22 protein-coding genes and 1 other RNA gene are annotated in these 26,415 nt (G+C 66.9%); 12 read left to right on the top strand and 11 right to left on the bottom strand.

Annotation, left to right across the window (positions count from 1 at the left end; translation table 11 throughout):
- Nucleotides 1–23: 23 nt before the first annotated feature.
- The 4 genes from BLR75_RS01715 to BLR75_RS01700 all read left to right on the top strand — a co-directional run bounded on the left by BLR75_RS01715 (nucleotide 24) and on the right by BLR75_RS01700 (nucleotide 5,119).
- On the top strand, nucleotides 24–1,751 hold the full coding sequence (locus BLR75_RS01715; RefSeq protein WP_084310308.1) for an amidohydrolase: 1,728 nt from the start codon (nucleotides 24–26) through the stop codon (nucleotides 1,749–1,751).
- A gap of 66 nt (nucleotides 1,752–1,817) precedes the next feature.
- Nucleotides 1,818–2,894 (top strand): C45 family autoproteolytic acyltransferase/hydrolase, encoded by a 1,077-nt coding sequence (locus BLR75_RS01710; RefSeq protein WP_084310309.1) that lies wholly within the window; start codon nucleotides 1,818–1,820, stop codon nucleotides 2,892–2,894.
- A gap of 71 nt (nucleotides 2,895–2,965) precedes the next feature.
- On the top strand, nucleotides 2,966–4,285 hold the full coding sequence (locus BLR75_RS01705; protein ID WP_084310310.1) for an MFS transporter: 1,320 nt from the start codon (nucleotides 2,966–2,968) through the stop codon (nucleotides 4,283–4,285).
- A 102-nt stretch (nucleotides 4,286–4,387) separates the two neighbouring features.
- Nucleotides 4,388–5,119 carry a TorF family putative porin gene (locus tag BLR75_RS01700; protein WP_084310311.1) on the top strand — a complete coding sequence of 244 codons (732 nt, stop codon included), beginning with the start codon at nucleotides 4,388–4,390 and terminating at the stop codon, nucleotides 5,117–5,119.
- A gap of 384 nt (nucleotides 5,120–5,503) precedes the next feature.
- Here BLR75_RS01700 and BLR75_RS01695 read toward each other — a convergent pair whose 3' ends face one another.
- Nucleotides 5,504–5,965, bottom strand: coding sequence for an Lrp/AsnC family transcriptional regulator (locus BLR75_RS01695; protein WP_084310312.1), 462 nt, complete (start codon nucleotides 5,963–5,965; stop codon nucleotides 5,504–5,506).
- A 293-nt stretch (nucleotides 5,966–6,258) separates the two neighbouring features.
- Here BLR75_RS01695 and BLR75_RS01690 point away from each other — a divergent pair, with 293 nt between their 5' ends.
- From BLR75_RS01690 to lpdA, 4 genes are read left to right on the top strand one after another with little or no spacing between them, the layout of a single operon-like run.
- Nucleotides 6,259–7,491 (top strand): 3-methyl-2-oxobutanoate dehydrogenase (2-methylpropanoyl-transferring) subunit alpha, encoded by a 1,233-nt coding sequence (locus BLR75_RS01690; RefSeq protein ID WP_084310313.1) that lies wholly within the window; start codon nucleotides 6,259–6,261, stop codon nucleotides 7,489–7,491.
- Entirely contained in the window at nucleotides 7,488–8,540 is a 1,053-nt protein-coding gene (locus BLR75_RS01685; RefSeq protein ID WP_084310314.1) for an alpha-ketoacid dehydrogenase subunit beta, read from the top strand. The genes BLR75_RS01690 and BLR75_RS01685 overlap by 4 nt, the downstream gene beginning before the upstream one ends.
- A complete protein-coding gene (locus tag BLR75_RS01680) occupies nucleotides 8,541–9,824 on the top strand; it encodes a dihydrolipoamide acetyltransferase family protein (RefSeq protein WP_084310315.1) in 1,284 nt (427 codons plus the stop codon).
- A 6-nt stretch (nucleotides 9,825–9,830) separates the two neighbouring features.
- Nucleotides 9,831–11,231, top strand: a complete 1,401-nt coding sequence (gene lpdA, locus BLR75_RS01675) for a dihydrolipoyl dehydrogenase (RefSeq protein ID WP_084310316.1) — start codon at nucleotides 9,831–9,833, stop codon at nucleotides 11,229–11,231.
- 156 nt (nucleotides 11,232–11,387) lie between these two features.
- Here the strand turns inward: lpdA and BLR75_RS01670 are convergent, their stop codons facing one another.
- The 4 genes from BLR75_RS01670 to dnaX all read right to left on the bottom strand — a co-directional run bounded on the left by BLR75_RS01670 (nucleotide 11,388) and on the right by dnaX (nucleotide 15,730).
- Nucleotides 11,388–12,536, bottom strand: a complete 1,149-nt coding sequence (locus BLR75_RS01670) for an acyl-CoA dehydrogenase family protein (RefSeq protein ID WP_084310317.1) — start codon at nucleotides 12,534–12,536, stop codon at nucleotides 11,388–11,390.
- Nucleotides 12,537–12,605: 69 nt separating this feature from the next.
- Nucleotides 12,606–13,205 carry a recombination mediator RecR gene (gene recR / locus BLR75_RS01665; RefSeq protein WP_084310318.1) on the bottom strand — a complete coding sequence of 200 codons (600 nt, stop codon included), beginning with the start codon at nucleotides 13,203–13,205 and terminating at the stop codon, nucleotides 12,606–12,608.
- 127 nt (nucleotides 13,206–13,332) lie between these two features.
- A complete protein-coding gene (locus tag BLR75_RS01660) occupies nucleotides 13,333–13,659 on the bottom strand; it encodes a YbaB/EbfC family nucleoid-associated protein (RefSeq protein WP_017516839.1) in 327 nt (108 codons plus the stop codon).
- A gap of 37 nt (nucleotides 13,660–13,696) precedes the next feature.
- Nucleotides 13,697–15,730 (bottom strand): DNA polymerase III subunit gamma/tau, encoded by a 2,034-nt coding sequence (gene dnaX / locus BLR75_RS01655; protein WP_084310319.1) that lies wholly within the window; start codon nucleotides 15,728–15,730, stop codon nucleotides 13,697–13,699.
- A 147-nt stretch (nucleotides 15,731–15,877) separates the two neighbouring features.
- On the opposite strand from dnaX, the gene BLR75_RS01650 reads away from it, so the two are divergent.
- The 3 genes from BLR75_RS01650 (at nucleotide 15,878) to BLR75_RS01640 (ending at nucleotide 17,724) form a co-directional block, all read left to right on the top strand.
- Nucleotides 15,878–16,600, top strand: coding sequence for a substrate-binding periplasmic protein (locus tag BLR75_RS01650; protein ID WP_084310320.1), 723 nt, complete (start codon nucleotides 15,878–15,880; stop codon nucleotides 16,598–16,600).
- Nucleotides 16,601–16,699: 99 nt separating this feature from the next.
- Nucleotides 16,700–17,509 carry a DUF2092 domain-containing protein gene (locus tag BLR75_RS01645; protein ID WP_084310321.1) on the top strand — a complete coding sequence of 270 codons (810 nt, stop codon included), beginning with the start codon at nucleotides 16,700–16,702 and terminating at the stop codon, nucleotides 17,507–17,509.
- Entirely contained in the window at nucleotides 17,506–17,724 is a 219-nt protein-coding gene (locus tag BLR75_RS01640) for a hypothetical protein (RefSeq protein WP_084310322.1), read from the top strand. The genes BLR75_RS01645 and BLR75_RS01640 overlap by 4 nt, the downstream gene beginning before the upstream one ends.
- A gap of 60 nt (nucleotides 17,725–17,784) precedes the next feature.
- Here the strand turns inward: BLR75_RS01640 and ffs are convergent.
- Nucleotides 17,785–17,881, bottom strand: an RNA gene (gene ffs / locus BLR75_RS01635) — signal recognition particle sRNA small type.
- A gap of 220 nt (nucleotides 17,882–18,101) precedes the next feature.
- Here ffs and BLR75_RS01630 point away from each other — a divergent pair.
- On the top strand, nucleotides 18,102–18,431 hold the full coding sequence (locus BLR75_RS01630; protein ID WP_084310323.1) for a hypothetical protein: 330 nt from the start codon (nucleotides 18,102–18,104) through the stop codon (nucleotides 18,429–18,431).
- A gap of 43 nt (nucleotides 18,432–18,474) precedes the next feature.
- Here BLR75_RS01630 and BLR75_RS01625 read toward each other — a convergent pair whose 3' ends face one another.
- The 5 genes from BLR75_RS01625 to smc all read right to left on the bottom strand — a co-directional run bounded on the left by BLR75_RS01625 (nucleotide 18,475) and on the right by smc (nucleotide 26,319).
- Entirely contained in the window at nucleotides 18,475–18,849 is a 375-nt protein-coding gene (locus BLR75_RS01625; protein ID WP_084310324.1) for a hypothetical protein, read from the bottom strand.
- Between the two features lie 49 nt (nucleotides 18,850–18,898).
- Nucleotides 18,899–19,177 carry an HU family DNA-binding protein gene (locus BLR75_RS01620; RefSeq protein WP_084310325.1) on the bottom strand — a complete coding sequence of 93 codons (279 nt, stop codon included), beginning with the start codon at nucleotides 19,175–19,177 and terminating at the stop codon, nucleotides 18,899–18,901.
- 42 nt (nucleotides 19,178–19,219) lie between these two features.
- A complete protein-coding gene (gene ligA / locus BLR75_RS01615) occupies nucleotides 19,220–21,604 on the bottom strand; it encodes an NAD-dependent DNA ligase LigA (RefSeq protein WP_084310326.1) in 2,385 nt (794 codons plus the stop codon).
- 92 nt (nucleotides 21,605–21,696) lie between these two features.
- Nucleotides 21,697–22,569: a cell division protein ZipA gene (zipA, locus tag BLR75_RS01610; RefSeq protein ID WP_084310327.1), complete on the bottom strand. Its 873-nt coding sequence runs from the start codon at nucleotides 22,567–22,569 to the stop codon at nucleotides 21,697–21,699.
- A gap of 261 nt (nucleotides 22,570–22,830) precedes the next feature.
- Complete coding sequence (gene smc / locus BLR75_RS01605) at nucleotides 22,831–26,319, bottom strand: chromosome segregation protein SMC (protein WP_084310328.1); 3,489 nt, start codon at nucleotides 26,317–26,319, stop codon at nucleotides 22,831–22,833.
- Nucleotides 26,320–26,415: the final 96 nt, after the last annotated feature.

The following is a 26,415-nucleotide window of genomic DNA, read 5'->3' as shown; positions in this document are numbered from 1 at the left end:
AACAAAAACCGAAGGCCAACCCGATGAAGCCGATCTTCCCCTTGCTGCTCACCAGCGCGCTCGCCTGTTCCCCGTTGGAAACTATGGCCGCTGTCGACCTGATCCTGCACAACGCCAGGGTCTACACCGCCGAACCGGGCCAGCCCCTGCAGCAGGCGGTGGCGGTGGAGGACGGCAAGCTGCTGGCGGTGGGTTCCGACGCCGAGGTGCTGCGCCTGAAACAGCCGTCGACCCGGGTCCTCGACCTCGACGGCAAGGTGCTGATGCCGGGCTTCATCGACTCCCACGCCCACGTCGCCAAGGGCGGGCTGCAGATGCACCAGGCCAATCTCGACGGCAAGCTGCTGCCTCTCGACGAACTGGAGCAGCGCCTGCGCCAGTGGCGCGACGACGGCAAGGCGCGTCGCGGGGAATTCCTCGTGGTGGGCGGCCTGCCGACCAGCTACTGGGACCGGCTCGACGAACTGGAACGGCGCTTCAACGCCGGCGAGTGGGCCGCCACGCCGATCCTCTTCGCCGGCTGGGACTTCCACACCGGCTGGGCCAACCAGGCCATGCTGAAGCGCGCCGGCATCGACGCCGCCAGGGTGAAGAGCCTGAAGGGCGAGGAACTCGCCACCATCGGTCATCACCCGGACGGCCGCCCCAACGGCTTCCTCGTCGACGCCGGCCTGTACGCCGCGCAGGAACTGCTGCCGCTGCCGAGCGACGAGGAACTGCTGACCGGCGCGCGGGATGCGCTGCGCTACTACAACAGCCTCGGCATCACCGCCTGGATGGACCCGCTGGCCAACGAAATCCCCGGCGGCCCGATCGGCAACAATTCCCTCGGCGTGCTGCCGACCTACCGCACGCTGGCGCAGAAGGGCGAACTCAGCGCCCACGTCGCCGCGCTGCTGATGGCCGACTCGAAAGCCAAACCGGCCGACCTCGACGAACTGGACAAGGTGCGCCAGCAGTTCCGGGGCGTGCCCAACCTGACCCTGCCCGGCATCAAGGTCTTCGCCGACGGCGTCGCCGAGCACCCGGCGCACAGCGCGGCCATGCTCGAACCCTACAGGGGCTCGGAGAAGAGCGGCGAGTTGCTGTTCGATCCCGAGGGCTTCGGCGCGCTGGTCGACGCCGCCGATGCCCGCGGCTGGCTGGTGCACGTGCACGCCATCGGCGACCGCGCGGTGCGCGAATCGCTGAACGCCATCGAGCACGCCCGCAAGGCGCGCAGCAGCGGCATTCCCCACTCCATCACCCACCTGCAGATGGTCAGTCCGCAGGACTTCGCGCGCTTCAGGCCGCTCGACGTGATCGCCTCGATGCAGCTGTTCTGGGCCAGCGCCGACGAGCTCAGCGTCGACCTGGTCAAGCCCTACGTCAGCGACACCGCCTTCCGCTACCAGTACCCGGCGCATTCGCTGCTGAAGAACGGCGCCACCATCGCCGGCGCCAGCGACTGGCCGATCACCACCCCCGATCCGTGGCCGGCCATCTACCAGGCGCTCAGCCGCAAGGGGCCGGAAGGCGTGCTGAACGCCGACGAGGCCATCGACCGCGAGACCATGTTCCAGGCCTACACCCTCAACGCCGCCCGCGCGATCCGCCTGGACGACAGCATCGGCTCGCTGAAGCCCGGCAAGCAGGCCGACATGATCCTGCTCGATCGCGACGTGTTCCAGGCCGAAGCGGAAGCCCTGCGCGACACCCGGGTACTGCGCACCTGGTTCGCCGGCCGCGAAGTCTTCGCCCGCAATCCCTGATCCCTCGCCTTGCCGCCGGGGCGCTCCGGCGGCGTTTTTTCGTCAATCCGAACAGGTACACCCGCAGTGAAAGTCCATACCTTCGTCACCGAAACCCGAGACCCGCAGGCCCGTGGGCGCCAGATCGGTGAGCAATGGGCGGAGCAGATCCGCCACACCACCTCGCTCTACCTCGACTTCTTCACCCAGGTCGGCGTGGAGCCGGAGCGCGTGCGCAGCCTCGGCGAAGCCAGCCTGGGCAGCCTGGAGGCATGGAGCCCGGCCCTGGCGCAGGAAGTGGCGGCGGTGGCCGACGCGGCGCAGTTGCCCCTCTGGCAACTGGCGAGCCTGAATGCGCGCACCGAGATCCTCGCGGTGATGCCGGCCTCGAAGGAAGGCGAATGCTCCACCGCCGTGTTCGCCCCGCGGGGCGCGCAGCTTCCGCGGACCATCCAGACCTGGGACTGGCACGATTCGCTGGTGCCCCACGGCCTCATGCTGCAGCTCGTTGGCAGCGCCGGCCACAGCGTCAAGCTGTTCACCGAATTCGGCATGCTCGGCAAGATCGGCGTGAACAGCGCCGGCCTCGGCCTGCACTTCAACATCCTGCACCACGCCAGCGACGACGGCAGCGCCGGGGTGCCGGTGCACGCCATCGCCCGGCGCATCCTCGAGGAGGCGACCAGCGTCGACGAAGCCATCGCCCTCGCCCGCTCCGCGCGGGTCAGCGCTTCCACCGTGCTGACGGTGTTCTCCCGCGAGGATGCGTCGCCGCGGGTGGCGAGCATCGAGATGTCGCCGCAGGCCATCGCCGCGGTGCCGCCGCGCGCGGATGGCTGGATCACCCACACCAACCACTTCCTCGATGCCGGCCTGACCCTCGGCGAGCGCACCGCCGACGTCTCCACCACCTACGCCCGTCTCGACCATGTGAACGCGCAGCTCGAACGGATGACCACCGCCGACCTGCGCGCCCGCGCCGACGCCATGTGCGGCGCCGCCGGCGAGAACGCGCCGATCTGCTTCACCCCGGACCCCGGCCTGCCGGCCACCGAGCGCTGGGAGACCCTGCTGACCATCGCCATCGATACCGGGAACTGCGCGCTGGAATACGCCGCCGGCAATCCGAAGTTCCTCGCCGCGAACGGCTACCAGCGCTTCTAGCGCCCAACTGCGAGCCGCCGGAAACGGCGGCTTCGCGCATGGCCCCGACAAGTACAAGAAAGGTAAGGCAAATGACCAACGACAATCAGGCGGCGCCCTCCGCGCTGCGGACGTTCTTCGTCTCCGGCATGGGCACGGCGCTGGAGTTCTACGATTTCGTGATCTACGGGACGGCGGCGGCGCTGGTCTTCCCGCAGGTGTTCTTCCCCGACATGGACCCGCTCACCGCCACCCTGGTGGCGTTCGGCGCCTTCGGTTCCGGCTTCTTCGCCCGCCCGCTGGGCGGCATGGTCTTCGGCCACTACGGCGACCGCATCGGCCGGCAGAAGGCGCTGGTCATCACCCTGCTGCTGATGGGCCTGAGCACCCTGCTGATCGGCTGCCTGCCCAGCTACTCCTCCATCGGCCTCGCCGCGCCGGCGCTGCTGGTGCTGCTGCGGCTGATCCAGGGCTTCGCCGCCGGCGGCGAATGGGGCGGCGCGGCGCTGTTCGGCATCGAGTCGGCGCCGCCCGGCAAGCGCGGCCTGTGGGGCAGCTTCACGAGCATGGGCATCGGCATCGGCGGCATCCTCGGCGCGGCGGTGTTCGCCATCGTCAGCACCGCCTTCGACGACGACCTGGCCAGCTTCGCCTGGCGCATCCCGTTCTGGCTCGGCGGCGTGCTGGTGCTGATCGGCCTCTACGCGCGCCTGCAGAACCCGGCGCAGAAGAAGGCCCTGGAGCACCGGGAGCCGGCGCACATCCCGCTGGTCGAGGCGTTGCGTTCGCGTCCGCGGGAGATGCTGCTGTGCACCGGCATCGCCTTCGGCTACGTGACCATCGCCTACATCGGCAGCACCTTCTTCCTCGCCTACGCCACCCAGGTCGGCTACGGCAGCACGGAGGCGCTGATGTTCGACCTGGCGCTGTCCGTCGCCATCGTCATCACCGCGCCGCTGTTCGCCCTCCTCTCCGACCGCCTCGGTCGGCGCAGGGTGATGATCCTCGGCTGCGTGATCATGGCGCTGGGGCTGTTCGCCTTCTTCCCGCTGGTAAACCAGCACAGCCTGCCGCTCTCCTGCGCGGCCTACATCGCGGTGGGCGCCTTCATGGGCGCGACCCAGGGCCCGATCCCGGCCTTCCTCGCCGAGCAGTTCCCGCAGTCGATGCGCTATTCGGGGATGTCCGCCTGCTACCAGATCGGCGCGGCGCTGGGCGGCGGCACCGCATCCAGCGCGGCCACGGCGATCCTCATCGCCACCGGCCACGACACCCTGGGCGTTTCGCTGTACGGCGCCTTCGCGCTGGGCATAGTCGCGCTGTGCTCCTTCCTGCTGCGGGAAACCGCCGCGCTGAGCATGGCGGAGATCGACGAAGAAGCGTGGACGCCCGCGCCCTGCCCCACCTCCTGATTCCCCTCCCGCAACTCCATCGCAGCACGGGTCCTCCTGCCGGGAGGGCTGCCCGGGGCCCGTGCGCATCCGCAGTCATCACAATAACAACGGAGACTTCCGATGAAACGCTGCATCCCCCTCGCACTCGCCGGCAGCCTGCTGGCGTCCTGGACGCCGGCCCAGGCCATCGAGCTCGACGACGACTTCAGCCTGGCGCTGGAAGCCGGCCTGTTCAGCGACTACCGCACCCGCGGCATCTCGCAGACGCAGAACGACCCGGCCATCCAGGGTTCGGCCACCCTGATGCATGCCAGCGGGCTGTACCTCGGGGTCTGGAGTTCCAACGTCGACTTCGGCTTCGGCAGCCGCACCCGCCAGGAACTGGACTACTACGCGGGCTACTACTGGCAGATCAGCGACGATATCGCGCTGGATGTGTCGTACATCGACTACGTCTATCCGCGCCTGAGCGACTTCAACTACAGCGAGTACCACGCGGACCTCAACGTCTACGGCGCGCGCGTGGGCGCCTACTACTCCGACGACCTCGCCGGCGACCAGAGCATGCTCTACAGCTACCTCGGCTACGGCACCACGCTGCCCTGGGACGTCGGGGCGGAAGTGCGCTACGGGGTGGTCGACTACAAGGACCCGCTGCTCGTCTCCCGTGGCGGCAGCGCGCGGGACAGCTATCACGAATGGGAAGCCAAGTTGAGTCGCACGCTGCTGGGGCTGGACTGGTCGTTGAGCTACATCGACACCGACCTGTCCGAGGCGGAGTGCGCCAGCTACATGGGCTTCGATGACGTCTGCTCGGCGACGGTGGTGGCGGGGGTCAGCAGGAGTTTCTGATATCCCGCAGGAACGGGCCATGCCGGCGCCGCCGATGTCGCGGGCATGGCCCGCTCCTACAGGACATTCGGCGTTGGGGATTCCCTCACCCCAGCCCTCTCCCAAGGGGAGAGGGGGCAGATTGGCGTCAGGATAAATGACGTGCCAACCGGCAACTCAGGACAGTCCCCTCTCCCTCCGGGAGAGGGTTAGGGTGAGGGGCTGCGCCGCGCAGATGTGAAGACAGTTGCTCCTACACGATTCCGCTGGAATGTCCGGGTAGGGTGCATAACGCGCCAGCGTTATCCGCCATCCCATCGGCGTGGCGTTATCGGCGAAGACCGTTGCTCCTGCAGGAACCAGGCGAATCCCCAGCATCGTTCCCCCGCGCCCGCTCCGGCCCCGCTAGATCGGCGGCGCCGACCTCAGCATCACCGACTTCAACGCGAACGCCGACTTGATCCCCGCCACCCCCGGAATCTGCGTCAGGGTATTGGTGAGAAACGCCTGGTAGGCCGCCAGGTCCTTGACCACCACGCGCAGCATGTAGTCGGCGTCGCCGGTCATCTGGAAGCAGCTCATCACCTGCGGCGCGTCGACGATGCGTTCCTCGAAGCGGGCGAGGTAGTCGCCAGTCTGCTTTTCTAAGGAGACGGAGACGAACACGCTCATCGCCCCGGACAGGCGCTCCTCGTCGAGGCTCGCGAAATAGCCCTGGATGTAGCGCTCCTCTTCCAGGCGGCGCACCCGGCGCAGGGTCGGGGTCAGCGACAGGCCCACCTTCTGCGCCAGATCGCGCCAGCTCAGGCGGCCGTCCTCGGCCAGGGCGCGGAGAATCTTCAAGTCGATGCGGTCGAGTTCGGCCATGGCTGCTCAGTTCTACCAATCAAGGATTTTATGGTTCAAAGATACTAATCAGACAGGTTCCACCTAGTCAATTTGGAGCAAAAAACTAGCAGCCGAAGCATATACTGAATTCACAAGAACAAACGACGAGGGCCTCACCATGAGTGATGTCACGCACCAACACCTCCCCCGCCGCACCCGCGCGCATCGTTTCTCCCCTCCCGCCCGGCCGGGCCCGCTGCATCCGCCCGCCACGCTCGTTCGTTCCTGATCCCATTCGATCAACCTTGAGCCATCGAGGCTGGAGGCAACCCATGAGTGACTACGCACCCTTGCGCCTGCACGTGCCGGAACCGACCGGACGACCGGGCTGCAAGACCGATTTCTCCTACCTGCATCTGTCCGACGCCGGCACCGTACGCAAGCCGGCCATCGACGTCGAGCCGGCGGCGACCAGCGACCTGGCCTACAGCCTGGTGCGCGTGCTGGACGACGAAGGCCGCGCCGTCGGCCCGTGGAACCCGCAGCTGGGCAGCGAGCAGCTGCTGCGCGGCATGCGCGCCATGCTCAAGACGCGCATCTTCGACGCGCGCATGACCACCGCGCAGCGGCAGAAGAAGATGTCCTTCTACATGCAGTGCCTGGGCGAGGAAGCCATCGCCACCGCGCACACCATGGCGCTGAAGGACGGCGACATGTGCTTCCCGACCTATCGCCAGCAGGGCATCCTGATCACCCGCGAGTACCCGCTGAAGGACATGATCTGCCAGCTGCTCTCCAACGAGGCCGACCCGCTCAAGGGCCGCCAGCTGCCGATCATGTATTCCAGCCGCGAATACGGTTTCTTCTCCATCTCCGGCAACCTCGCCACCCAGTTCATCCAGGCGGTGGGCTGGGGCATGGCCTCGGCGATCAAGGGCGACACGAAGATTTCCTCGGCCTGGATCGGCGACGGCGCCACCGCCGAAGCGGACTTCCACACCGCCCTCACCTTCGCCCACGTCTACCGCGCGCCGGTGATCCTCAACGTGGTCAACAACCAGTGGGCGATCTCCACCTTCCAGGCCATCGCCGGCGGTGAAGGCACCACCTTCGCCAACCGCGGCGTGGGCTGCGGCATCGCCTCGCTGCGGGTCGACGGCAACGACTTCCTCGCCGTCTTCGCCGCTTCGCAATGGGCCGCCGAACGCGCCCGGCGCAACCTCGGGCCTAGCCTGATCGAGTGGGTCACCTACCGCGCCGGCCCGCACTCGACCTCGGACGATCCGTCGAAATACCGCCCGGCGGACGACTGGACCAACTTCCCGCTGGGCGACCCGATCGCCCGCCTGAAGCAGCACATGATCGTCCTCGGCATCTGGTCCGAGGAGCAGCACGAAGCGCTGCAGAAGGAGCTGGAAGCCGAAGTGATCGCCGCGCAGAAGGAAGCGGAAAGCCACGGTTCGCTGGTCGACGGCCACGTCTTCAGCGCCGCCAGCATGTTCGACGACGTCTACAAGGACCTGCCGGAACACCTGCGCCGGCAGCGCCAGGAGCTCGGGGTATGAATGCCATGAACCCGCAAACGGAAAACGCCCAGGCAGTGACCAGCATGACCATGATCCAGGCGCTGCGCTCGGCGATGGATGTCATGCTCGAACGTGACGACAACGTCGTGGTGTTCGGCCAGGACGTGGGCTACTTCGGCGGCGTGTTCCGCTGCACCGAAGGCCTGCAGAAGAAGTACGGCACCTCGCGGGTGTTCGACGCGCCCATCTCCGAGAGCGGCATCATCGGCGCCGCCGTCGGCATGGGCGCCTACGGCCTGCGCCCGGTGGTGGAAATCCAGTTCGCCGACTACGTCTACCCGGCCACCGACCAGTTGGTGTCCGAGGCGGCGCGCATCCGCTACCGCTCGGTGAACGATTTCATCGTGCCGATGGTGGTGCGCATGCCCTGCGGCGGCGGCATCTACGGCGGCCAGACCCACAGCCAGAGTCCGGAGGCGATGTTCACCCAGGTCTGCGGCCTGCGCACGGTGATGCCGTCCAACCCCTACGACGCCAAGGGCCTCTTGATCGCCTGCATCGAGAACGACGACCCGGTGATCTTCCTCGAACCCAAGCGCCTGTATAACGGCCCGTTCGACGGCCACCACGACCGCCCGGTGACGCCCTGGTCCAAGCACCCGGCCAGCCAGGTGCCGGAGGGCTACTACAGCGTGCCGCTGGACAAGGCGGTGATCGCCCGCCCCGGCTCGGAGCTCACCGTGCTGACCTACGGCACCACCGTCTACGTGGCGCAGACCGCCGCCGAGGAGACCGGCATCGACGCCGAGATCATCGACCTGCGCAGCCTCTGGCCGCTGGACCTGGACACCATCGTCGAGTCGGTGAAGAAGACCGGCCGCTGCGTCATCGTCCACGAGGCCACCCGCACCTGCGGCTACGGCGCCGAGCTGATGTCGCTGGTCCAGGAAAACTGCTTCCACCACCTCGAAGCCCCCATCGCGCGCGTGACCGGCTGGGACACCCCCTACCCGCACGCCCAGGAATGGGACTACTTCCCCGGGCCGGCGCGGGTCGGCGCCGCCTTCAAACGTGCCATGGAGGTCTGAATGGGCATTCACGTCATCAAGATGCCGGACATCGGCGAAGGCATTGCCGAAGTGGAGCTGGTGGAGTGGCACGTACAGGTCGGCGACGAGGTCCATGAGGACCAGGTGCTGGCCGAAGTCATGACCGACAAGGCCACGGTGGAGATCCCCTCGCCGGTGGCCGGGAAGATCCTCGCCCTGGGCGGCCAGCCGGGCCAGGTGATGGCCGTGGGCGGCGAGCTGATCCGCCTGGAAGTGGAAGGCCAGGGCAACCTGAAGGAAGCCGCGCAGCCGAAGGCGCAGGAAGAAGCGCCGGCCAAGGCGGAAGCGGTTGCGCAGCCCGCACCTCAACCAGCCAGGGCTGAACCGCGCGTGGAGCACAAGCCGGTCGCCCCGGCAGTCCGCCCTGCTCCAACACCGGCTCCGCGCCGGGCGCCGGGCGAGAAGCCGCTGGCCTCCCCGGCCGTGCGCCAGCGCGCCCGCGACCTGGGCGTCGAGCTGCAGTTCGTACAGGGCAGCGGCCCGGCCGGACGCATCCTGCAGGACGACCTGGAGCATTACCTGACCCACGGCGGCGCCACCGTGGCCTCCGGCTACGCCGCGCGCCACGACGAGCAGAAGATCCCGGTAATCGGCCTGCGCCGGCAGATCGCCCGCAAGATGGCCGAGGCCAAGCGGCGCATTCCGCACTTCAGCTACGTCGAGGAAATCGACGTCACCGACCTGGAAGCCCTGCGCCAGCACCTCAACGGCAAATACGGCGCGGCGCGCGGCAAGCTGACCCTGCTGCCCTTCATCGCCCGCGCGATGGTGGTCGCCCTGCGCGAGTTCCCGCAGCTCAACGCCCGCTACGACGACGAGGCCGACGTGGTCACCCGTTACGGCGCGGTGCACCTGGGCGTCGCCACCCAGAGCGACAGCGGCCTGATGGTGCCGGTGCTGCGCAATGCCGAATCTCGCGACCTGTGGGGCAACTCCGCGGAAGTCGCGCGCCTGGCGGAAGCCGCGCGCCACGGCAAGGCCAGCCGCGAGGAACTGTCCGGCTCGACCATCACCCTGAGCAGCCTCGGCGCCCTCGGCGGGATCGTCAGCACGCCGGTGATCAACCATCCGGAAGTGGCCATAGTCGGGGTCAACCGCATGGTCGAGCGGCCGATGGTGGTCAACGGCCAGATCGTCGTGCGCAAGATGATGAACCTGTCCTCGTCCTTCGATCACCGGGTGGTCGACGGCATGGACGCGGCGGCCTTCATCCAGGCCGTGCGCGCCCTGCTCGAACACCCCGCCACCCTGTTCCTGGAGTAAGCGTCGATGGCTCAAGTAACTGAAACCACACTCCTGGTCATCGGCGGCGGCCCCGGCGGCTATGTCGCCGCCATCCGCGCCGGGCAGTTGGGCATCCGCACCGTGCTGGTGGAAGGCGCCGCCCTCGGCGGCACCTGCCTGAATATCGGCTGCATCCCGTCCAAGGCGCTGATCCACGCCGCCGAGGAATACCTCAAGGCCCGCGAGTTCGCCGGCAAGTCGGCGCTGGGCATCAGCGTGCAGGCGCCGGGCATCGATATCGCCCGCACCGTGGAATGGAAGGACGGCATCGTCGACCGCCTGACCACCGGCGTCGCCGCGCTGCTGAAGAAGCATGGCGTCAGCGTGGTGCATGGCTGGGCCAGGATCGTCGACGGCAAGACGGTGGAAGTCGATCTCGCCGATGGCGGCAGCCAGCAGATCCATTGCGAGCACATGCTGCTGGCGGCCGGCTCGAAGTCGGTGGAACTGCCCTTCCTGCCGCTGGGCGGCAACGTCATCTCCTCCACCGAGGCACTGGCGCCCAAGGCTCTGCCCGGGCGCCTGGCGGTGGTCGGCGGCGGATATATCGGCCTGGAGCTGGGCACTGCCTATCGCAAGCTGGGCGTCGAGGTGACGGTGGTGGAAGCGCAGCCGCGCATCCTGCCGACCTACGACGAGGAGCTGACCAAGCCTGTCGCCGCCGCGTTGCGCAAGCTGGGCGTCGAGCTCTACCTCGGCCACAGCGTGATGGGCCTGGAACCGGGCGGCCACGGCCTGCGCGTGCGCGATGTCCAGGGCGCACAGCGGGTGATCGAGACCGACCAGGTACTGGTCGCGGTCGGCCGCCACCCCAACACCGCCGGCTGGAACCTGGAAGCCCTGCACCTGGACATGAACGGCCGCGCCGTGAAGATCGACGAGCAGTGCCACACCTCGATGCGCAACGTCTGGGCCATCGGCGACATCGCCGGCGAACCCATGCTGGCGCACCGGGCGATGGCGCAGGGCGAGATGGTCGCGGAAATCATCGCCGGCAAGCGCCGCGCCTTCACCCCCACGGCGATCCCGGCGGTGTGCTTCACCGATCCGGAAGTGGTGGTGGTCGGCCTGTCGCCGGATCAGGCCAAGGCCGCCGGCCACGACGTGCTGACGGCGACCTTCCCCTTCGCCGCCAATGGCCGCGCCATGACCCTGGAATCCCACGACGGCTTCGTCCGCGTGGTGGCGCGCAAGGACAACCACCTGATCCTCGGCTGGCAGGCCGTGGGCAAGGCGGTGTCGGAGCTGTCCACGGCCTTCGCCCAGTCGCTGGAAATGTGCGCGTGCCTGGAAGACATCGCCGGCACCATCCACGCCCACCCGACGCTGGGCGAGGCGGTGCAGGAAGCGGCGCTGAAGGCACTGGGGCACGCCCTGCATATCTGAGTCGATACAAGGCGGGCCATCAACGGCCCGCCTTCGTATCAGAGCGGCGAAACGCCGCTGCTCCCTTCCCCGATACCGGCGCCTCCAGCCAACGTATGCAGCGTACCGAGCCGCACTACTACGTCGGCTCGCTGACCGCGCGCCGGACCGTTCGCCTCACAGGCCAAGCTGCTTGCCGATGATCTCGTTCATGATCTCCCGCGTGCCGCCGCCGATGGAGAGGATGCGATTGTCGCGGTACAGGCGCTCCACCAGGCTGCCGCGCATGTAGCCCATGCCGCCGAGCAGTTGCACGGCGTCGTGGACCACGCGGTCGGAGACGTCGGTGGCGAAGTTCTTGGCCATGGAAATTTCCCGGATCGCACTCTGCCCTGCCGCCATCCGCGCCGCCTGTCGATAGGTGAACTCGCGGGACACCTCGACCTGCGTGGCCATTTCCGCAAGGCGATGGCGCAGCACCTGGAAACCGGCCAGCGGCTTGCCGAAGGCTTCGCGCTCGCCGGCCCAGCGCAGCGATTCCTCCAACGCCAGTTGCGCGGTCATGTTGGCCATGATGGCCAGCGCCAAACGCTCGCTCTGGAAGTTCGCCATGATGCAGGCGAAGCCCATGTTTTCCATGCCGATCAGGTTTTCCGCCGGCACGCGGCAATCGTCGAAGAACAGTTCGGCGGTGTCCGAGGCCCACCAGCCCATCTTCTTCAGCTTGCGGCCGACGCCAAGGCCCGGTGTGCCCTTCTCCACCAGCAGCAGGCTGACGCCGCCGTATCCCTCGCTGCCGGTGCGCACCGCCACCGTGTAGTAGTCGGCACGAACGCCGCTGGTGATGAAGGTCTTGCTGCCGGTAACGCGGTAGCAGTCACCATCGCGAACTGCGCGAGTATTCAGGTTGGCGACGTCGGAGCCGCCGGACGGCTCGGTCACCGCCAGCGCCATGATCTTCTCACCGGCCAGCACCTGCGGAACCACTCGCTCACGCAGCTCCGGCCGTCCCCATTTGAGCAGCGGCGGCAGGCCGATATCCAGCGAACAGAGCCCCGCCACCAGACCGCCTGAACCCGAGCGCATCAGCTCCTCGCTCGCCGCCACCTTGGCGAACAGGTCGAGCTCATGACTGCCGCCGAACGCTTCCGGATAACCGATGCCGAGAATGCCGGCAGCGCCCGCCTTGCGGTACAGCTCGCGGGGGAATTCCTCGGCCTCTTCCCAGTCGTCGATGTACGGCAGGATTTCCCGCTCGACGAAACGGCGAACGGAATCCCGCACCAGTTGATGCGACTCGTCGAAGTATTTCTGGAATACGGGCATGGCGAGGTTCCTGGATGAGATCCAGGAAACTTACCTAGCGCTTGCTTGGTTTACAAGATCAGCGGGATTTCACGACCCGATCGGGCGCCGTCCCGCGAGGGCATGGGCAAGCGTGCCGCCGTCCACCAACTCCAGCTCGCCACCCAGCGGTACGCCATGGGCGATGCGCGACAACACCAGTCCCTTGCCGGACAGCAGCTGGGCGATGTAGTGGGCGGTGGCCTCGCCTTCCACGGTGGGGTTGGTGGCGAGGATGACCTCGCTGAACTGGCTGGCATCGACGCGCGCTTCCAGTTCGGGAATGCCGATGGCTTCCGGACCGAGGCCATCCAGCGGCGACAGGTGCCCCTTGAGCACGAAGTAGCGGCCGCGATAGCCGGTCTGCTCCACGGCGAACACGTCCAGCGGGCCTTCCACCACGCAGAGCAGCGAGTCGTCCCGGCGCGGGTCGGCGCACTGCGGGCAGAGATCCTCTTCGCTCAGGGTGCGGCACTGCTTGCAATGTCCGACCCCTTCCATCGCCCGGGTCAGCGCCTGCGCCAGCCGCAACCCGCCGCTGCGATCACGCTCCAGCAGTTGCAGCGCCATGCGCTGGGCGCTCTTCTGCCCGACTCCGGGAAGAATGCGCAGGGCGTCGATCAGTTGGCGGATCAGGGGGCTGAAGCTCATGGAAGGAACCGGGAAGAATGGGTGGGCTGGATAGACGCAGGAGCGAGCTTGCTCGCGAACGCTCTGCAAGGAAGCCATTCGCGAGCAAGCTCGCTCCTACAGGATGACGATTCTGCGCGGGACGGGCTCAGAACGGCATCTTGAAGCCGGGCGGCAACTGCATGCCGGCGGTCATGCCGGACATTTTCTCCTGGTTGTTCTGCTCGATCTTGCGCACGGCGTCGTTCACCGCGGCGGCGATCAGGTCCTCGAGGATTTCCTTGTCTTCCTGCATCAGGCTGTCGTCCAGGCTGACGCGCTTGACGTCGTGGCGACCGGTCATCACCACGCTCACCAGGCCGGCGCCGGACTGGCCGGTGACTTCGGCGTTGGCCAGCTCTTCCTGCATCTTCTGCATCTTTTCCTGCATCTGCTGGGCCTGCTTCATCAGACCGGCCATGCCACCTTTCATCATTTCGATCACCTCGATTATCTATGTCAGGAAGGCCGGGTCAGGCCTTCGCTTCCAGGGGTTCGATGGTACCTGTGCGGACCACCGCGGCGAATTGTTGCTTCATCTGCTGGATGTACGGATCGGCCTCGATCGACGCCTCGGCCTCGCGCTGGCGCTCGGCACGCTTGCGCGCCGCGGCCTGGGCCGGGGTTTCCTGCTCGGGCTTGTGCAGGGTCACTTCGAGTTTCAGCGTACGCCCATGGTACTGGTTCAGCGCATCGTTCAGGCGGCGCTGCTGGTTGGCGTTGAACAGCGCGCTCTGCCCCGGGTCCAGGTGCAGGTGCCAGACGTCGTCCTGCACCGAAACCAGGCTGCAGTTGGCGGCGATGCTCGCGGTCATGCCGGCCAGGCCGAGGCGCGGGAACAGGTCCAGCCATTCGGCGGCGAGACCGGTCGCCGGCATAGCGGCGGGTTCCGGTTCGGGCTCGGCCTGCGCCTGGGCATCCTCGCCGTCCAGGTAGGACAGCGAGTCCATGTCGACTTCGTAGTAGTCCTCGGCCGGCGGCGGCTCCTCGTCGCGCTCGTCGTCATCGGCCTCGGACTGCTCGACGGCGACGGCGGCCGGCTCGACGGCAGGAGCCGGCGGTTCCGGCGCGGGAGCTGCGCTGGCCACGGGTTGCGGCGCGGCGGGCTCTTCCCAGGGCAGGTCGACGACTTCGGCGGCCGGCGTTTCGATGGCTTCTGCCGCTACGGCAGGCGCCGGCGTTTCCGCCATGGGCACAGGTTCGGGTTCGGGTTCGGGTTCCGCGGGCGCAACGGGCTGCGGCTGGGCGACCGGCTGCGCCGGAGCGGCGGCCGGCACGGTGCTGACCACCGGAATGCTCGCCGTGGACGGCGCAATGACCGGCGCCGCCACGCTGGCGCCGGCCACTGGTTTGTTGTCGGGATCAGCCGTGGCCGTGCTGATCCCCAGGTCCTTTAGTGGCGATCCCGGCGCGCCGTCGGCATCGGCCGGACGGAACGCCAGCATGCGCAGCAGGACCATCTCGAAGCCGCTGCGCGGGTCCGGCGCCAGCGGCAGGTCGCGGCGGCCGATCAGGCCCATCTGGTAGTAGAACTGCACGTCCTCGGCGGGCAGCGCGCGGGCCAGCGCGAGCACCTTTTCGCGGTCGCCCTGGCCGTTGTCCACCGCCTCCGGCAACGCCTGGGCGATGGCCACGCGGTGCAGCACGTTGAGCAGCTCGGCGAGCACGCCGCTCCAGTCGGGGCCCTGCTCGGCAAGATGACGCACCGCTTCCAGCAGCGCGCGGGCATCGCCTTCCAGCAGGGCATGCAGCACGCCATAGACCTGGCCGTGGTCGAGGGTGCCGAGCATGGCGCGCACGTCGGCGGCCAGCACCTTGCCTTCGCCGAAGGCGATGGCCTGGTCGGTGAGGCTCATGGCGTCGCGCATCGAGCCGTCGGCGGCGCGGCCGAGCAGCCACAGGGCGTCTTCCTCGAAGGGCACGTTCTCGGCGTTCAGCACGTGGCTGAGGTGCTCGACCACCCGCTCCGGCGGCATGTTCTTCAGCGAGAACTGCAGGCAGCGGGACAGAATGGTCACCGGCAGCTTCTGCGGATCGGTGGTGGCGAGCAGGAACTTCACGTGCGGCGGCGGCTCCTCCAGCGTCTTCAACAGGGCGTTGAAGCTGTGGGTGGAGAGCATGTGCACTTCGTCGATCAGGTAGACCTTGTAGCGGCCGCGGGTCGGCGAGTACTGCACGTTGTCCAGCAATTCGCGGGTGTCCTCGACCTTGGTGCGGCTGGCGGCGTCGACTTCGATCAGGTCGACGAAGCGGCCCTCATCGATCTCGCGGCAGACCGAGCACTGCCCGCAGGGCGTGGAGCTGACGCCGGTCTCGCAGTTCAGGCACTTGGCGAGGATGCGCGCGATGGTGGTCTTGCCGACCCCGCGGGTGCCGGTGAACAGGTAGGCGTGGTGCAGGCGCTGGTTGTCCAGAGCGTTGATCAGGGCCCTGAGCACATGGGTCTGGCCGACCATTTCGCGGAATGTGCGCGGACGCCATTTGCGCGCGAGAACCTGATAACTCATTGAATTTCCATTGCATCGGGGGAATCGGCTAATCGTAGCGAAGAGGGGCATAAATTGCACCCGATGCTACACCGTACGCATTTTGCAACTTGGCAGCCCGACGACCGACAGGCATTGTGTCCGGACCCTGCCGTTCACGGTGCCTCGATGCGTGTCCTGACCCTCGCCCTGCTGCTGCTCGCCACCCTGGCCCAGGCCGAACCCCGGGTCCTGCGCTTTTCCGTGGTGGACAGCTGGGCGATGCCGCTGGCGCGCATCGAGGAAGGCCGGCTGACCGGCGGCATCCTTTTCGACTTCTTCACCGGCACGGCGCAGCGGGTCGGGCTGAAGCCGGACTTCCGCATCCTGCCGCGCGCCCGGGTCGAGCAGGCGCTGCTCAGGCACGACATCGACGTGCGCTGCTACGTGGCGCCGGAATGGGTCGAACACCAGTTCCAGGACTACCGCTGGAGCGCCCCGCTGATGGTACAGCGCGACCTGCTGGTCGGCCGCGGCCTGATGCCGGCCCGCATCGACCAGCTGACCGGCGAGCCCGTCGGCACCGTCCTCGGCTATCGCTACCCGCGCCTGCGGCCGCTGCTGCAAAGCGGCCGGCTGGTCCGCGACGAGGCGCGCAACCAGGAACTGGTACTGAAAAAGCTGCTGGCCGGCCGCTATCGCTACGCGATCAGCAGCGAAATCGCGCTGGACTGGTTCAATCGCGAACTGCCGGAAGCCCGCCGCCTGCAGCCGGTGGACGTGATCGAGGAAACCGCGCTGGGCTGCCTGGTGCTCGACTCGCCGGAACTGCCCACCCAGTCCATCCTCGACGCTCTCGCCGCGATGAAGGATTCCGGCGAGATCGAGCGCATTCTCCAGCATTACCGCTGACGCAGCGGCTATCCGCCAGGCGGCGCTGCGCCGCGCCAGCCCTCGGCTATACCTGTGGCTTGCAGATGTTTCCTACATCGATCCCATGGGTGCCATCAAATGAACAAGATCGCCCGCAAGTTGCGTAGAACGTCCGCTTTCCGCCTCGCTTCCATGGCCCTGGCCATTCTGCTCGGCGCCGCAGTTCCCCTGGCCGCACTGGCCGACGAGGCCGACGCCAGGAACCTGCTGAAAAAGATGTCCGACTTCCTGGCTGCGCAGAAGGCGCTGTCGTTCAGCTACGACGCCGATCTCGAAGTCGTCACCAAGGATGACCAGAAACTCGCCCTGGCCAACTCCGGCGACGTCACCCTCACCCGCCCGGACAAGCTCCACGCCACGCGCCATGGCGGCTTCGCCAACATGGAAATGTTCTTCGACGGCAAGACCACGACCCTGCTCGGCAAGAACGCCAACGCCTACGTGCAGGTCGAGATACCAGGCGACATCGACCATCTGGTCGACGAACTGCGCGACAAGTACAACCGCCCCCTGCCCGCTGCCGACCTGCTGCTGTCGGATGTCTACGGCGAGCTGATGGCCGACGTCACCGACGTCAAGGACCTGGGCAGCGGCGTGATCGGCGGCACCGAATGCGATTACCTGGCCTTCCGCACCAAGGAAGTCGACTGGCAGATCTGGATCGCCCAGGGCGACAAGCCCTACCCCTGCCGCTACGTCATCACCTCCAAGCACGTCGCCCACAGCCCGCAATACAGCATCAGCTTCCGCGACTGGAAAGGCGGGGATGAAGTGGCCGCGCAGGACTACAGCTTCAGCGCGCCGGCGAACGCCAGGAAAGTCGACCTGAAAGAGCTCGCCGAATCCGACGAGTTGCCGAAGAACTTCGTGATGGGAGGCAAGAAATGAGCATCTTCCGGTATTTTGGCGGCTTCCTGCTCGTCACGGCCATCGGCTACGGCGCCCAGCAACTGGGCGAAACGCTCTCGGTTCCCGGACTGGTCGGCTTCCACCTGATCCCACCCGCCGAAGCGGTGATCGGCCGTCCGCTGACGCCAGTGAGCGTGGCCGGCGTGGCACGACGCACGGCACGGCGTTGCGCGGTGGGCGTCTACAACTGCTAGGGATTTGCTGCGGCTGGCGCAGGAGGCCGCAGAGATTTCGGCAGCCCGAAATGGAGGCGGCCCCGCCAGCCACACCCCGGCACACGATGTTCCCGCTATGGCTGCTTCCTTCCGGACCTGACCAGGTTAACGGGTAATCGTTGCGGGGGGACCGACGGGGCCACCATAACGACGCCCGCCAGTCGGCGGGCCGCGCCATTGTACCGGCTTGCGCACAAGTTACAACTACTTCAAGCACTTACGGCGCCATGAAGTATTCGCAGACATACTTGGATGCAGCTTTCCTACAAAAATTAGCCAGTGCCCTACATGGACCTCTGAGGATGCTGCCTACGCTGAATACGGGATTTTCCCCAATAGCGTGCGGAGAAATCAGAATGTCGCAGATAAAAATCATCGGCGCGCTGCTTCTGGGCTGCAGCGCAAACGCCCTCGCCGAGAACGGGATCATAAGGTTCCACGGGGCGGTGGTAGAGCCCTCCTGCATCATGCAAGCCGGCCCTGCGCGGAATGTCAGCTTCCAGCTCGGCGGATGCAGCGTCGTGCCACAGGTGAGCGCCGTCGACCCGGGCACCCCGCATCGACCGGTACGGATCACGGTCACCGAGCTGGGCGGCCAGCCTTCGGAGGCAATGGACGATGGCCTGGCATTCCGCATCCACGGGCAGTCACCGAAGAATCTGCTGGTGAGGCTGGACTACCTGTGAAGCGGCAGGCGGCGGCCGCCCGCAAGGACGGCCGCCGCCAGGGTCATTGCGCGGGGATCAGCCCCTCGGGCAGCGGCTGGGTGGAGACTTCCAGATCCGGCCCGAGGTACAGGTCGAGCTTGCCGTAGCCGGGACGGCTGCTGAAGCTGGCGTACTTCTCGGCGCCGCGATGGAAGCTGAAGGCGATCCGGTATTCGCCGCTGCGCCACAGCCGCAGCGGGAACTGGCGGGTTTCGCCGGGGCGGATTTCGCCAGCCAGGCGTTCCTCGCCATTCTCCTTGAAGCTGTAGCTCACCGCCGAACCGCCCTGCGGGTAATGCAGGAGAACCTGCGGGCGCTCGCTCCAGGCCAGATACAGCCCGAACAGCAGAACCAGGGCGAGGACGCCCAGCAGCCGCTGTCTTCTTGCCTTGTCCATGTCGTCCTCTTGCGCAATGCGCCCGCCGCACCGGCGACGGGCAGGAAGATCAGTTCAGCGAGTCGGCCAGCGCCTTGGCGGGCACGAAGCGCACCACCTTCTTCGCGGCGATCTCGATGGTCTTGCCGGTCTGCGGATTGCGCCCCTGGCGCGCCGCGCGCTCGCTGACCTTGAGCTTGCCGATGCCTGGCAGGGTCAGTTCGCCGTCGTTCTCCAGGCTGTCCTGGGCGATCTGCGCCAACTGCTCGAACACGCCGCGCACGGATGCCTGGGTGAGGTCGAGGGATTCGGCGATATCGCGAACCAGTTGGTCCTTGGTCAAAGCCATGTCGTTACTCCGTCATTGATAGATTTCAGATTGGCTGGATGCTCAGGCATCCAGCCCATGTTCGGCGAGCAGCTTCAGCAGCCCGTCTTCGTCCATTACCCGCACATTCAGCTCCTGCGCCTTGGCCAGCTTCGAACCCGCGCCGGGGCCGGCGACCACGCAATGGGTCTTCGCCGAAACCGAGCCGGCCACCTTGGCGCCCAGGCTCTCCAGCTTCTCCTTGGCCACGTCGCGGCTCATGGCCTCCAGGGTGCCGGTCAGCACCCAGGTCTGGCCGGCCAGCGGCAGGCCTTCGACCGTCTTGCGCTCGCTCTTCCAGTGCATGCCGAACTCGCGCAACTGGGCTTCCACCTCGCGGGCGCGGCTGACTTTTTCAGCGTCGGCAAAGTATTCGCGCAGCGACTGCTTGGCCCTTTCGTTCAGTCCCTTGAGCACGCTGAGGGTCAGCCAGTCCTGGCTGAGGGCGATGATGCCGTCCAGATCGCCGGCATTCTCCGCCAGTTTCTTCGCGCCGGTGGCGGCGATACCGGAAACGTTCAGCTTGTCGATGAAGTCCGGCAGGGTCGCGCAGGCGGCGAATTCCGCAGCCACCTCGCCTTCGTCCTGCAGTTCGATGCCGCGCTCGAGCAGTTCGGCGATGACCTTGCGGTTGTGTTCGTCGTCGAAGAAGTTGCGGATCTCGTAGGCCACTTCCTGCCCCACGTCCGGCAGGTAGGTCAGCACTTCCGGCAGCGCCTTCTGGATGCGCGCCAGCGAACCCAGGGCACGGGCCAGCAGCTTGGCGGTCTCCTCGCCGACGTCGGGGATGCCTAGTGCGTAGATGAAGCGCGCCAGGGCCGGGCGCCTGCTGCCGGCGATCGAAGCCAGCAGGTTGCGCGTGGAGAGATCGGCGAAGCCTTCCAGCTCGACCACCTGCTCGTAGGTCAGCAGGTAGAGGTCGGCCGGCGACTTCACCAGGCCCTTGTCCACCAGTTGCTCGACGATCTTGTCGCCAAGGCCGTCGATGTCCATGGCGCGGCGCGAGACGAAATGGATGATCGACTGCTTGAGCTGGGCCTGGCAGAACAGCCGGCCGACGCAGCGGTAGATCGCCCCCTCGCTCACCGACTCCTTGCCCTTGCTGCGCTTGACCAGTTGCGTGCGTTCGACGTGCGAGCCGCACACCGGGCACACGCTGGGCACAGGAACCGGACGGGCGTCCGCCGGGCGGCGCTCGGTCACCACCTGCATCACCTGCGGGATCACGTCGCCGGCGCGACGGATGATCACCGTGTCGCCGATCATCAGGCCCAGGCGCGCCACTTCATCCATGTTGTGCAGGGTGGCGTTGGAGACCGTCACGCCAGCCACCTGCACCGGCTTCAGGCGTGCCACCGGGGTCACCGCGCCGGTGCGGCCGACCTGGAATTCCACGTCGAGCAGCTCGGTGAGCTCTTCCTGCGCCGGGAACTTGTAGGCAACGGCCCAATGCGGGGTGCGCGCCCGGAAGCCCAGTTGCTGCTGGTCCTCGATATTGTTGACCTTGAACACCACGCCATCGATATCGTAGGCCAGGCTCGCACGGCGCTCGCCGATGTCGCGGTAGTAGTCCAGGCAGGCCTTCACACCCCTGGCCAGCTTCAATTCGCGGCTGATGGGCACGCCCCAGGCCTTGAGCCGCTCCAGCATGCCCACCTGGGTGCCCGGCAGTTCGCCCTCCACCCGGCCGACGCCATAGGCGCAGAACTCCAGCGGCCGGCTGGCGGTGATCTTCGCGTCGAGCTGGCGCAGGCTGCCGGCAGCGGCGTTGCGCGGGTTGGCGAAGGTCTTGCCGCCGGTTTCCATGGCGCGGGCGTTGAGCGCCTCGAAGCCGGCCCTGGACATGTATACCTCGCCGCGCACTTCCAGCACCGCCGGCCAACCCTCGCCCTGCAGGCGCAGCGGGATGTTGCGCACGGTGCGCACGTTGGCGCTGATGTCCTCGCCGGTGCTGCCGTCGCCGCGGGTGGCGCCGCGCACCAGACGGCCGTTCTCGTAGAGCAGGCTGACCGCCAGGCCGTCGAGCTTGGGCTCGCAGCTGTATTCCACTTCCGCCCCGCCGCCGAACAGGTCGCCGGCCGGCAGCAGCTCACCCAGGCCCTCGCGCACGCGGCGGTCGAAGTCCAGCAGGTCCTGTTCCTCGAAGGCGTTGCCCAGGCTGAGCATCGGCACTTCGTGGCGAACCTCGCCGAAGGCCGAGGCAGCGGCGCCGCCCACGCGCTGGGTCGGCGACTCCGGGGTCACCAGTTCGGGATGCGCCTCTTCCAGGCCCTGGAGTTCGCGGAACAGGCGGTCGTATTCGGCGTCTGGAACGCTCGGCTCGTCGAGCACGTAGTAGCGGTAGTTGTGCGCGTCGAGCTCGCTGCGCAACTGCGCGATTCGCTCGGCGGCGGTCTGGGAATCGGTCATCGGAAAGCCTCGGGCGGCAATTGGCGAGCGGCCGGAAAAGCAAAGCCCCAAGTTTGGCTTGGGGCTTCAGGCTTGCCGCTCGCAGCTGGATTCTAGCGTTTCTGCGTCAGGGCGCGGCGTTCGAACTCGATGATGCGCTGACGGTAGTGCTCGATGGTCTGGGCGGTCAGCACGCTGCGCTGTTCGTCCTTCAGTTCGCCGTTCAGCTCGTGGGCGAGCTTGCGCGCCGCCGCCACCATCACGTCGAACGCCTGTTTCGGATGGCGCGGGCCGGGCAGGCCGAGGAAGAAGCTCACCGCGCGGGTGCTGAAGTTGTCGATGTCGTCCAGGTCGAAGGTGCCCGGCTTGACCGCGTTGGCCATGGAGAACAGCACTTCGCCGTTGCCGGTCATGCTCTCGTGGCGATGGAAGATGTCCATCTCGCCGAAACGCAGGCCGCTTTCCAGGATGTTCTGCAGCAGCGCCGGCCCCTTGAAACCGCCCTCTTCGCGGGAGATCACGTTGATGATCAGCACTTCCTCGACCGGAGCGGCAGGCGCCGACGAAGCGGCAGCGGCCTGGCGATCCTTCTTGCGCTCCTTGCCCCGGGGCTTCTCCTTCGGCGTTTCCTCCAGCGGATCGGGGAAGTCCTCTTCATCCAGCGGTCCGAGCAGGTTCGGTGCCGGATCGCCGAGGTTCAGGTCGCCCTGGCGCGGTTCGCCGCGGCCCTTGCCGCGCGCGTCCCTGGCGCCGACCTTGGGCAGCTCGTGCTCGTCCAGCGAGGGTTCGCGATGTTCCACCACTCGCGAAGGACCGAGCAGTTCCGGATTGTCGTCGCCGTCATCCGGCTGGTTGGCGAAATGCCGGTCCAGCTTGAAGCGCAGCTTGCCCTTCCCGCCCCGCATGCGTCGCCAACCGTCGAACAGAATGCCGGCGATCACGATAAGCCCAATGACGATCAGCCATTCGCGTAGACCGATATCCATGTAATCCCATTGCCCCTGATGAAAATGATGATGAAAAAAAACGGGAGTTCCTATCCCTTGAACCGTGGCCTGAACTTCAAGTAAAGCATGAGGTTTGCCACGCAATACAAAGTGGGCATTAAGCTAGCATGCCAAGGTATAACTTTACACTCACCCCGGCGAGTGCTGTAGGGGTCTTTGCAACTTTCTGCGAACAGCTTCGGTACACGCTACAACTCCCATTGAATCAACAGGTTATGTAATTGCTCGGAAAACTCCGAGTCAGGCTTCCGCCAGTGCCACGGCCTCTTCCACGTCAACCGCCACCAGGCGCGAACATCCCGGCTCGTGCATCGTCACCCCCATCAGTTGATCGGCCATTTCCATGGCGATCTTGTTGTGGGTGATATAGATGAACTGCACTTTCTCCGACATTTCCTTTACCAGGCGGGCATAACGCCCGACGTTGGCGTCGTCCAGCGGCGCATCGACTTCGTCGAGCATGCAGAACGGCGCCGGATTGAGCTGGAAGATGGCGAACACCAGCGCCAATGCGGTCAGCGCCTTCTCCCCGCCGGACAGCAGATGGATGGTGCTGTTCTTCTTGCCCGGCGGGCGCGCCATGATCGCCACCCCCGTATCGAGTAAATCCTCGCCGGTAAGTTCCAAATAGGCGTGACCGCCGCCGAAAACCTTGGGAAATAGTGCCTGAAGGCCAGCATTGATCTGGTCGAAGGTTTCCTTGAAGCGGTTGCGGGTTTCCTTGTCGATCTTGCGGATGACGTTTTCCAGGGTTTCCAGCGCTTCCACCAGGTCGTCGTTCTGCGCATCCAGGTAGCGCTTGCGCTCGGACTGCTGCTGGTACTCGTCGATCGCCGCCAGGTTGATCGGGCCGAGGCGCTGGATGCGCGAAGCGACGCCTTCCAGGCGCTCCTCCCAGGCCTTCTCGCTGGCTTCCGCTGGCAGGGTGCCAAGAACGGTGTGCAGGTCGTAGCCGTCCTCGTGGAGCTGTTCCTGCAGAGACTTGCGCCGCACGGTCAGCCCCTGCCATTCCATGCGCTGCTGCTCCAGCTGGCTGCGCAGCAGCTGCGACTGCTGCTCGGCCTGGGTGCGGCGCTTCTCGGCGTCGCGCAGCTGGCGGTCGGCGTCCTCCAGGGTCAGGCGCGCCGTCTTCAGCTCTTCTTCCACCTCCATGCGCCGGTCGAGCAGCTCTTCCAGGCGCAGGCGCAGTTCTTCCAGCGGCGCGGCGCCCTCCTCCAGATTGAGGCTGAGCTGCTCGCAGCGCTCGACCAGGCGCACCGCCTGGCCGTCCAAACGTTCCAGCGCCTGGCGGGTGGATTCGTGCTGGGCGCGCAGCGAACCGACCCGCACCGCCAGCTGGTGCGCATGGTCCTTGTGCTGGCGGGCCTCCTGGCGGATGCGGTCGAGGCGTTCGCGCAGGGCGTCACGCTCGGCGAGCATGGCTTCGCGGCGCTCGGTGTCCATCGCCATGGAATCCAGCGCTTCCTGCAGCTGCATGCGCGCTTCGGCGAGTTGTTCCTGCTCCAGCGCGCGCTGCTCGGCCAGTTCGGCCAGTTCCTCGTCCAGCCGGCGGCGACGCAGCACAAGCTGCTCGACCTTGGCCTGCTGCGCGGACAGCTGCGCCTTCAGCTCGCCCTGCTGGCGGCCTTCCTCCTGGATGCGCCGGCGCAGCTGCTCGCGGCGCTCCTCGGCCTGGCGCTGCTCGTCGCGCTGGCGGGCCAGTTGTTCGTCGATCTCGCCGAGACGCATCTCCAGTGCCTCGCGGTCCTGCTGCAGACGCTCCAGCTCCTGGCCACGGGCCAGCACGCCACTGTCGGCGGAGTCGCCACGGCGCACGCGCAGGAAGTGCCTGCCGACCCAGTAGCCGTCGCGACTGACCAGGCTCTCGCCCTCGCCCAGCGCGGCGCGCCCGGCCAGCGCGTGCTCCAGGCTTTCCACCGGACGCACCTTGCCCAGCCAGGGCGACAGGTCGAACGCCGCCTGCACCTTGTCCAACAGGCTGCCCGCAGCTCCGGCGACGCTGCGTCCCAGTTCGAGCAGGCGCAGCTCGCCCTTCTCCAGGCTGTCGAACGCCAGCCCGGCGAAATCGTCCAGCAGCACGCCGTGCAGATCGGCGCCGAGCACGGTTTCCACCGCCAGCTCCCAGCCCGGCTCCACGCGCAGCCCTTCGGCGAGACGCGGCCGCTGGGCCAGATCCTGTTCGCGCAGCCAGTCGGCCGCACCGGCACCCGGATCGAGCGCCGCCTGCTGCAGCGCCTCCAGCGAGGCGATGCGGCCGTTCAGCCGTTGCAGTTCGCCCTGCGCCTGGTGCTGCTGCGCGGAGCCGTCCTGCAGGGCCTGGCGCACCTGCTCCAGGCGCTCGACCAGTTCCAGCTCCTGAATCTGCAGCTCTTCCAGGCTCAGTTCGGCGGCGGCCAGTTGTTCGTTGAGTTCGAGAATCGCCGCATCTTCCGGATCGGCCGCAAGTTGCCCACGCTCCTCGCCGAGACGGCGTTCGCGCTCGCCCTGGCGTTCCAGGCTCTGTTCCAGATGCTGGATGCGCGACTGCTGCACCTCCGCCTCGCGGCGCGGCTCGGCGCTCTGCTGGTTGAAGGCATCCCAGCGCTGCTGCCATTCGTGCATGCGCTGCTCGGATTCCTCCAGCCCGGCGCTCGCCTCTTCGGCGGCGGCGGCGCTGGTTTCCTGTTCCGGCGCGAGCATTTCCAGCTCTTCGCCGAGAGTCGCCAGCAGGGTGCGGTCGTGGTCGAGGTGGGATTCGGTTTCCTGACGGGAACGCTCGGCCTCGCGCAGATCATCCTGCAACTGGCGCAGACGCTGCTGGCCATGCTGGATGCTCTGCTCGACGCGGGCGATATCGCCGCCCACCGAGTAGAAGCGCCCCTGTACCTGGTTGAAGCGTTCCGACAGCTCGTGATGGCCGTCGCGCAGGCGCTCGATGCTGGCGTCGGCGCTGCGCTGCTCGGCCACCAGCGCCTCGAACGCCACTTCCTGGTCGCCGATGATCCGCTCGCGCTGGCCGACCTGCTCGTTCAGGTCGCGCCAGCGCAAGGCGCCGAGCTGCGCGCGCAATTGCCGCTCCTCGGCCTTGTATTCCTGGTACTTCTCCGCCGATTGCGCCTGGCGGTGCAGCCGATCGAGCTGCCGCTCCAGTTCCTCGCGCAGGTCGCTCAGGCGCGCCAGGTTTTCCTGGGTGCGGCGGATGCGGTTCTCGGTCTCGCGGCGGCGCTCCTTGTACTTGGAGATGCCCGCGGCTTCCTCGATGAAATTCCGCAATTCCTCGGGTTTCGCCTCGATCAGCTTGGAAATCATCCCCTGCTCGATGATCGAGTAGCTGCGCGGCCCCAGGCCGGTGCCGAGGAAGATGTCGGTGATGTCGCGGCGGCGGCACTTGGTGCCGTTGAGGAAATAGGTGTTCTGCCCGTCACGGGTGACGCGGCGGCGGATGGAGATTTCGGCGTAGGCGGCGTATTCGCCGATCAGCGAGTTGTCGGAGTTGTCGAAGATCAGCTCGATGGAGGCCTGGGTCACCGGCTTGCGGGTGTTCGAGCCGTTGAAGATGACGTCGGTCATCGACTCGCCACGGAGGTTCTTCGCCGAACTTTCGCCCATCACCCAGCGAACGGCGTCGATGATGTTGGACTTGCCGCACCCGTTGGGGCCGACCACCGCCGCCATGTTGCTCGGGAAACTCACCGTCGTCGGATCGACGAAGGATTTGAACCCCGCCAGTTTGATGCACTTCAGCCGCATGCGCTCCCCCGTTCCAGCGCTTCATGGTTTCAGCCGCGACCGGCTATCTTGCCGGTTCGATTCCTGCTTTATCGCTGCAAATGACCGATATTTCGC

It is taken from the genome of Pseudomonas jinjuensis (assembly GCF_900103845.1).
Classification (GTDB): Bacteria; Pseudomonadota; Gammaproteobacteria; order Pseudomonadales; family Pseudomonadaceae; genus Pseudomonas; species Pseudomonas jinjuensis.
The sequence above is the reverse complement of the archived record's forward strand: the minus strand, read 5'-3'. Positions and strand labels throughout refer to the sequence as shown.

What these genes read in the sequence shown, in the direction of transcription:
- BLR75_RS01640 (WP_084310322.1), top strand. Translation starts at nt 17,506, where the DNA reads ATGAGCATCTTCCGGTATTTTGGCGGCTTCCTGCTCGTCACGGCCATC.
- BLR75_RS01620 (WP_084310325.1), bottom strand. Translation starts at nt 19,177, where the DNA reads ATGGCTTTGACCAAGGACCAACTGGTTCGCGATATCGCCGAATCCCTC.
- recR (WP_084310318.1), bottom strand. Translation starts at nt 13,205, where the DNA reads ATGAGCTTCAGCCCCCTGATCCGCCAACTGATCGACGCCCTGCGCATT.
- BLR75_RS01700 (WP_084310311.1), top strand. Translation starts at nt 4,388, where the DNA reads ATGAAACGCTGCATCCCCCTCGCACTCGCCGGCAGCCTGCTGGCGTCC.
- BLR75_RS01680 (WP_084310315.1), top strand. Translation starts at nt 8,541, where the DNA reads ATGGGCATTCACGTCATCAAGATGCCGGACATCGGCGAAGGCATTGCC.
- BLR75_RS01670 (WP_084310317.1), bottom strand. Translation starts at nt 12,536, where the DNA reads ATGCCCGTATTCCAGAAATACTTCGACGAGTCGCATCAACTGGTGCGG.
- BLR75_RS01685 (WP_084310314.1), top strand. Translation starts at nt 7,488, where the DNA reads ATGAATGCCATGAACCCGCAAACGGAAAACGCCCAGGCAGTGACCAGC.
- BLR75_RS01625 (WP_084310324.1), bottom strand. Translation starts at nt 18,849, where the DNA reads ATGGACAAGGCAAGAAGACAGCGGCTGCTGGGCGTCCTCGCCCTGGTT.
- BLR75_RS01705 (WP_084310310.1), top strand. Translation starts at nt 2,966, where the DNA reads ATGACCAACGACAATCAGGCGGCGCCCTCCGCGCTGCGGACGTTCTTC.
- lpdA (WP_084310316.1), top strand. Translation starts at nt 9,831, where the DNA reads ATGGCTCAAGTAACTGAAACCACACTCCTGGTCATCGGCGGCGGCCCC.
- BLR75_RS01715 (WP_084310308.1), top strand. Translation starts at nt 24, where the DNA reads ATGAAGCCGATCTTCCCCTTGCTGCTCACCAGCGCGCTCGCCTGTTCC.
- BLR75_RS01645 (WP_084310321.1), top strand. Translation starts at nt 16,700, where the DNA reads ATGAACAAGATCGCCCGCAAGTTGCGTAGAACGTCCGCTTTCCGCCTC.
- BLR75_RS01650 (WP_084310320.1), top strand. Translation starts at nt 15,878, where the DNA reads ATGCGTGTCCTGACCCTCGCCCTGCTGCTGCTCGCCACCCTGGCCCAG.
- smc (WP_084310328.1), bottom strand. Translation starts at nt 26,319, where the DNA reads ATGCGGCTGAAGTGCATCAAACTGGCGGGGTTCAAATCCTTCGTCGAT.
- BLR75_RS01695 (WP_084310312.1), bottom strand. Translation starts at nt 5,965, where the DNA reads ATGGCCGAACTCGACCGCATCGACTTGAAGATTCTCCGCGCCCTGGCC.
- BLR75_RS01630 (WP_084310323.1), top strand. Translation starts at nt 18,102, where the DNA reads ATGTCGCAGATAAAAATCATCGGCGCGCTGCTTCTGGGCTGCAGCGCA.
- zipA (WP_084310327.1), bottom strand. Translation starts at nt 22,569, where the DNA reads ATGGATATCGGTCTACGCGAATGGCTGATCGTCATTGGGCTTATCGTG.
- BLR75_RS01660 (WP_017516839.1), bottom strand. Translation starts at nt 13,659, where the DNA reads ATGATGAAAGGTGGCATGGCCGGTCTGATGAAGCAGGCCCAGCAGATG.
- dnaX (WP_084310319.1), bottom strand. Translation starts at nt 15,730, where the DNA reads ATGAGTTATCAGGTTCTCGCGCGCAAATGGCGTCCGCGCACATTCCGC.
- BLR75_RS01690 (WP_084310313.1), top strand. Translation starts at nt 6,259, where the DNA reads ATGAGTGACTACGCACCCTTGCGCCTGCACGTGCCGGAACCGACCGGA.
- ligA (WP_084310326.1), bottom strand. Translation starts at nt 21,604, where the DNA reads ATGACCGATTCCCAGACCGCCGCCGAGCGAATCGCGCAGTTGCGCAGC.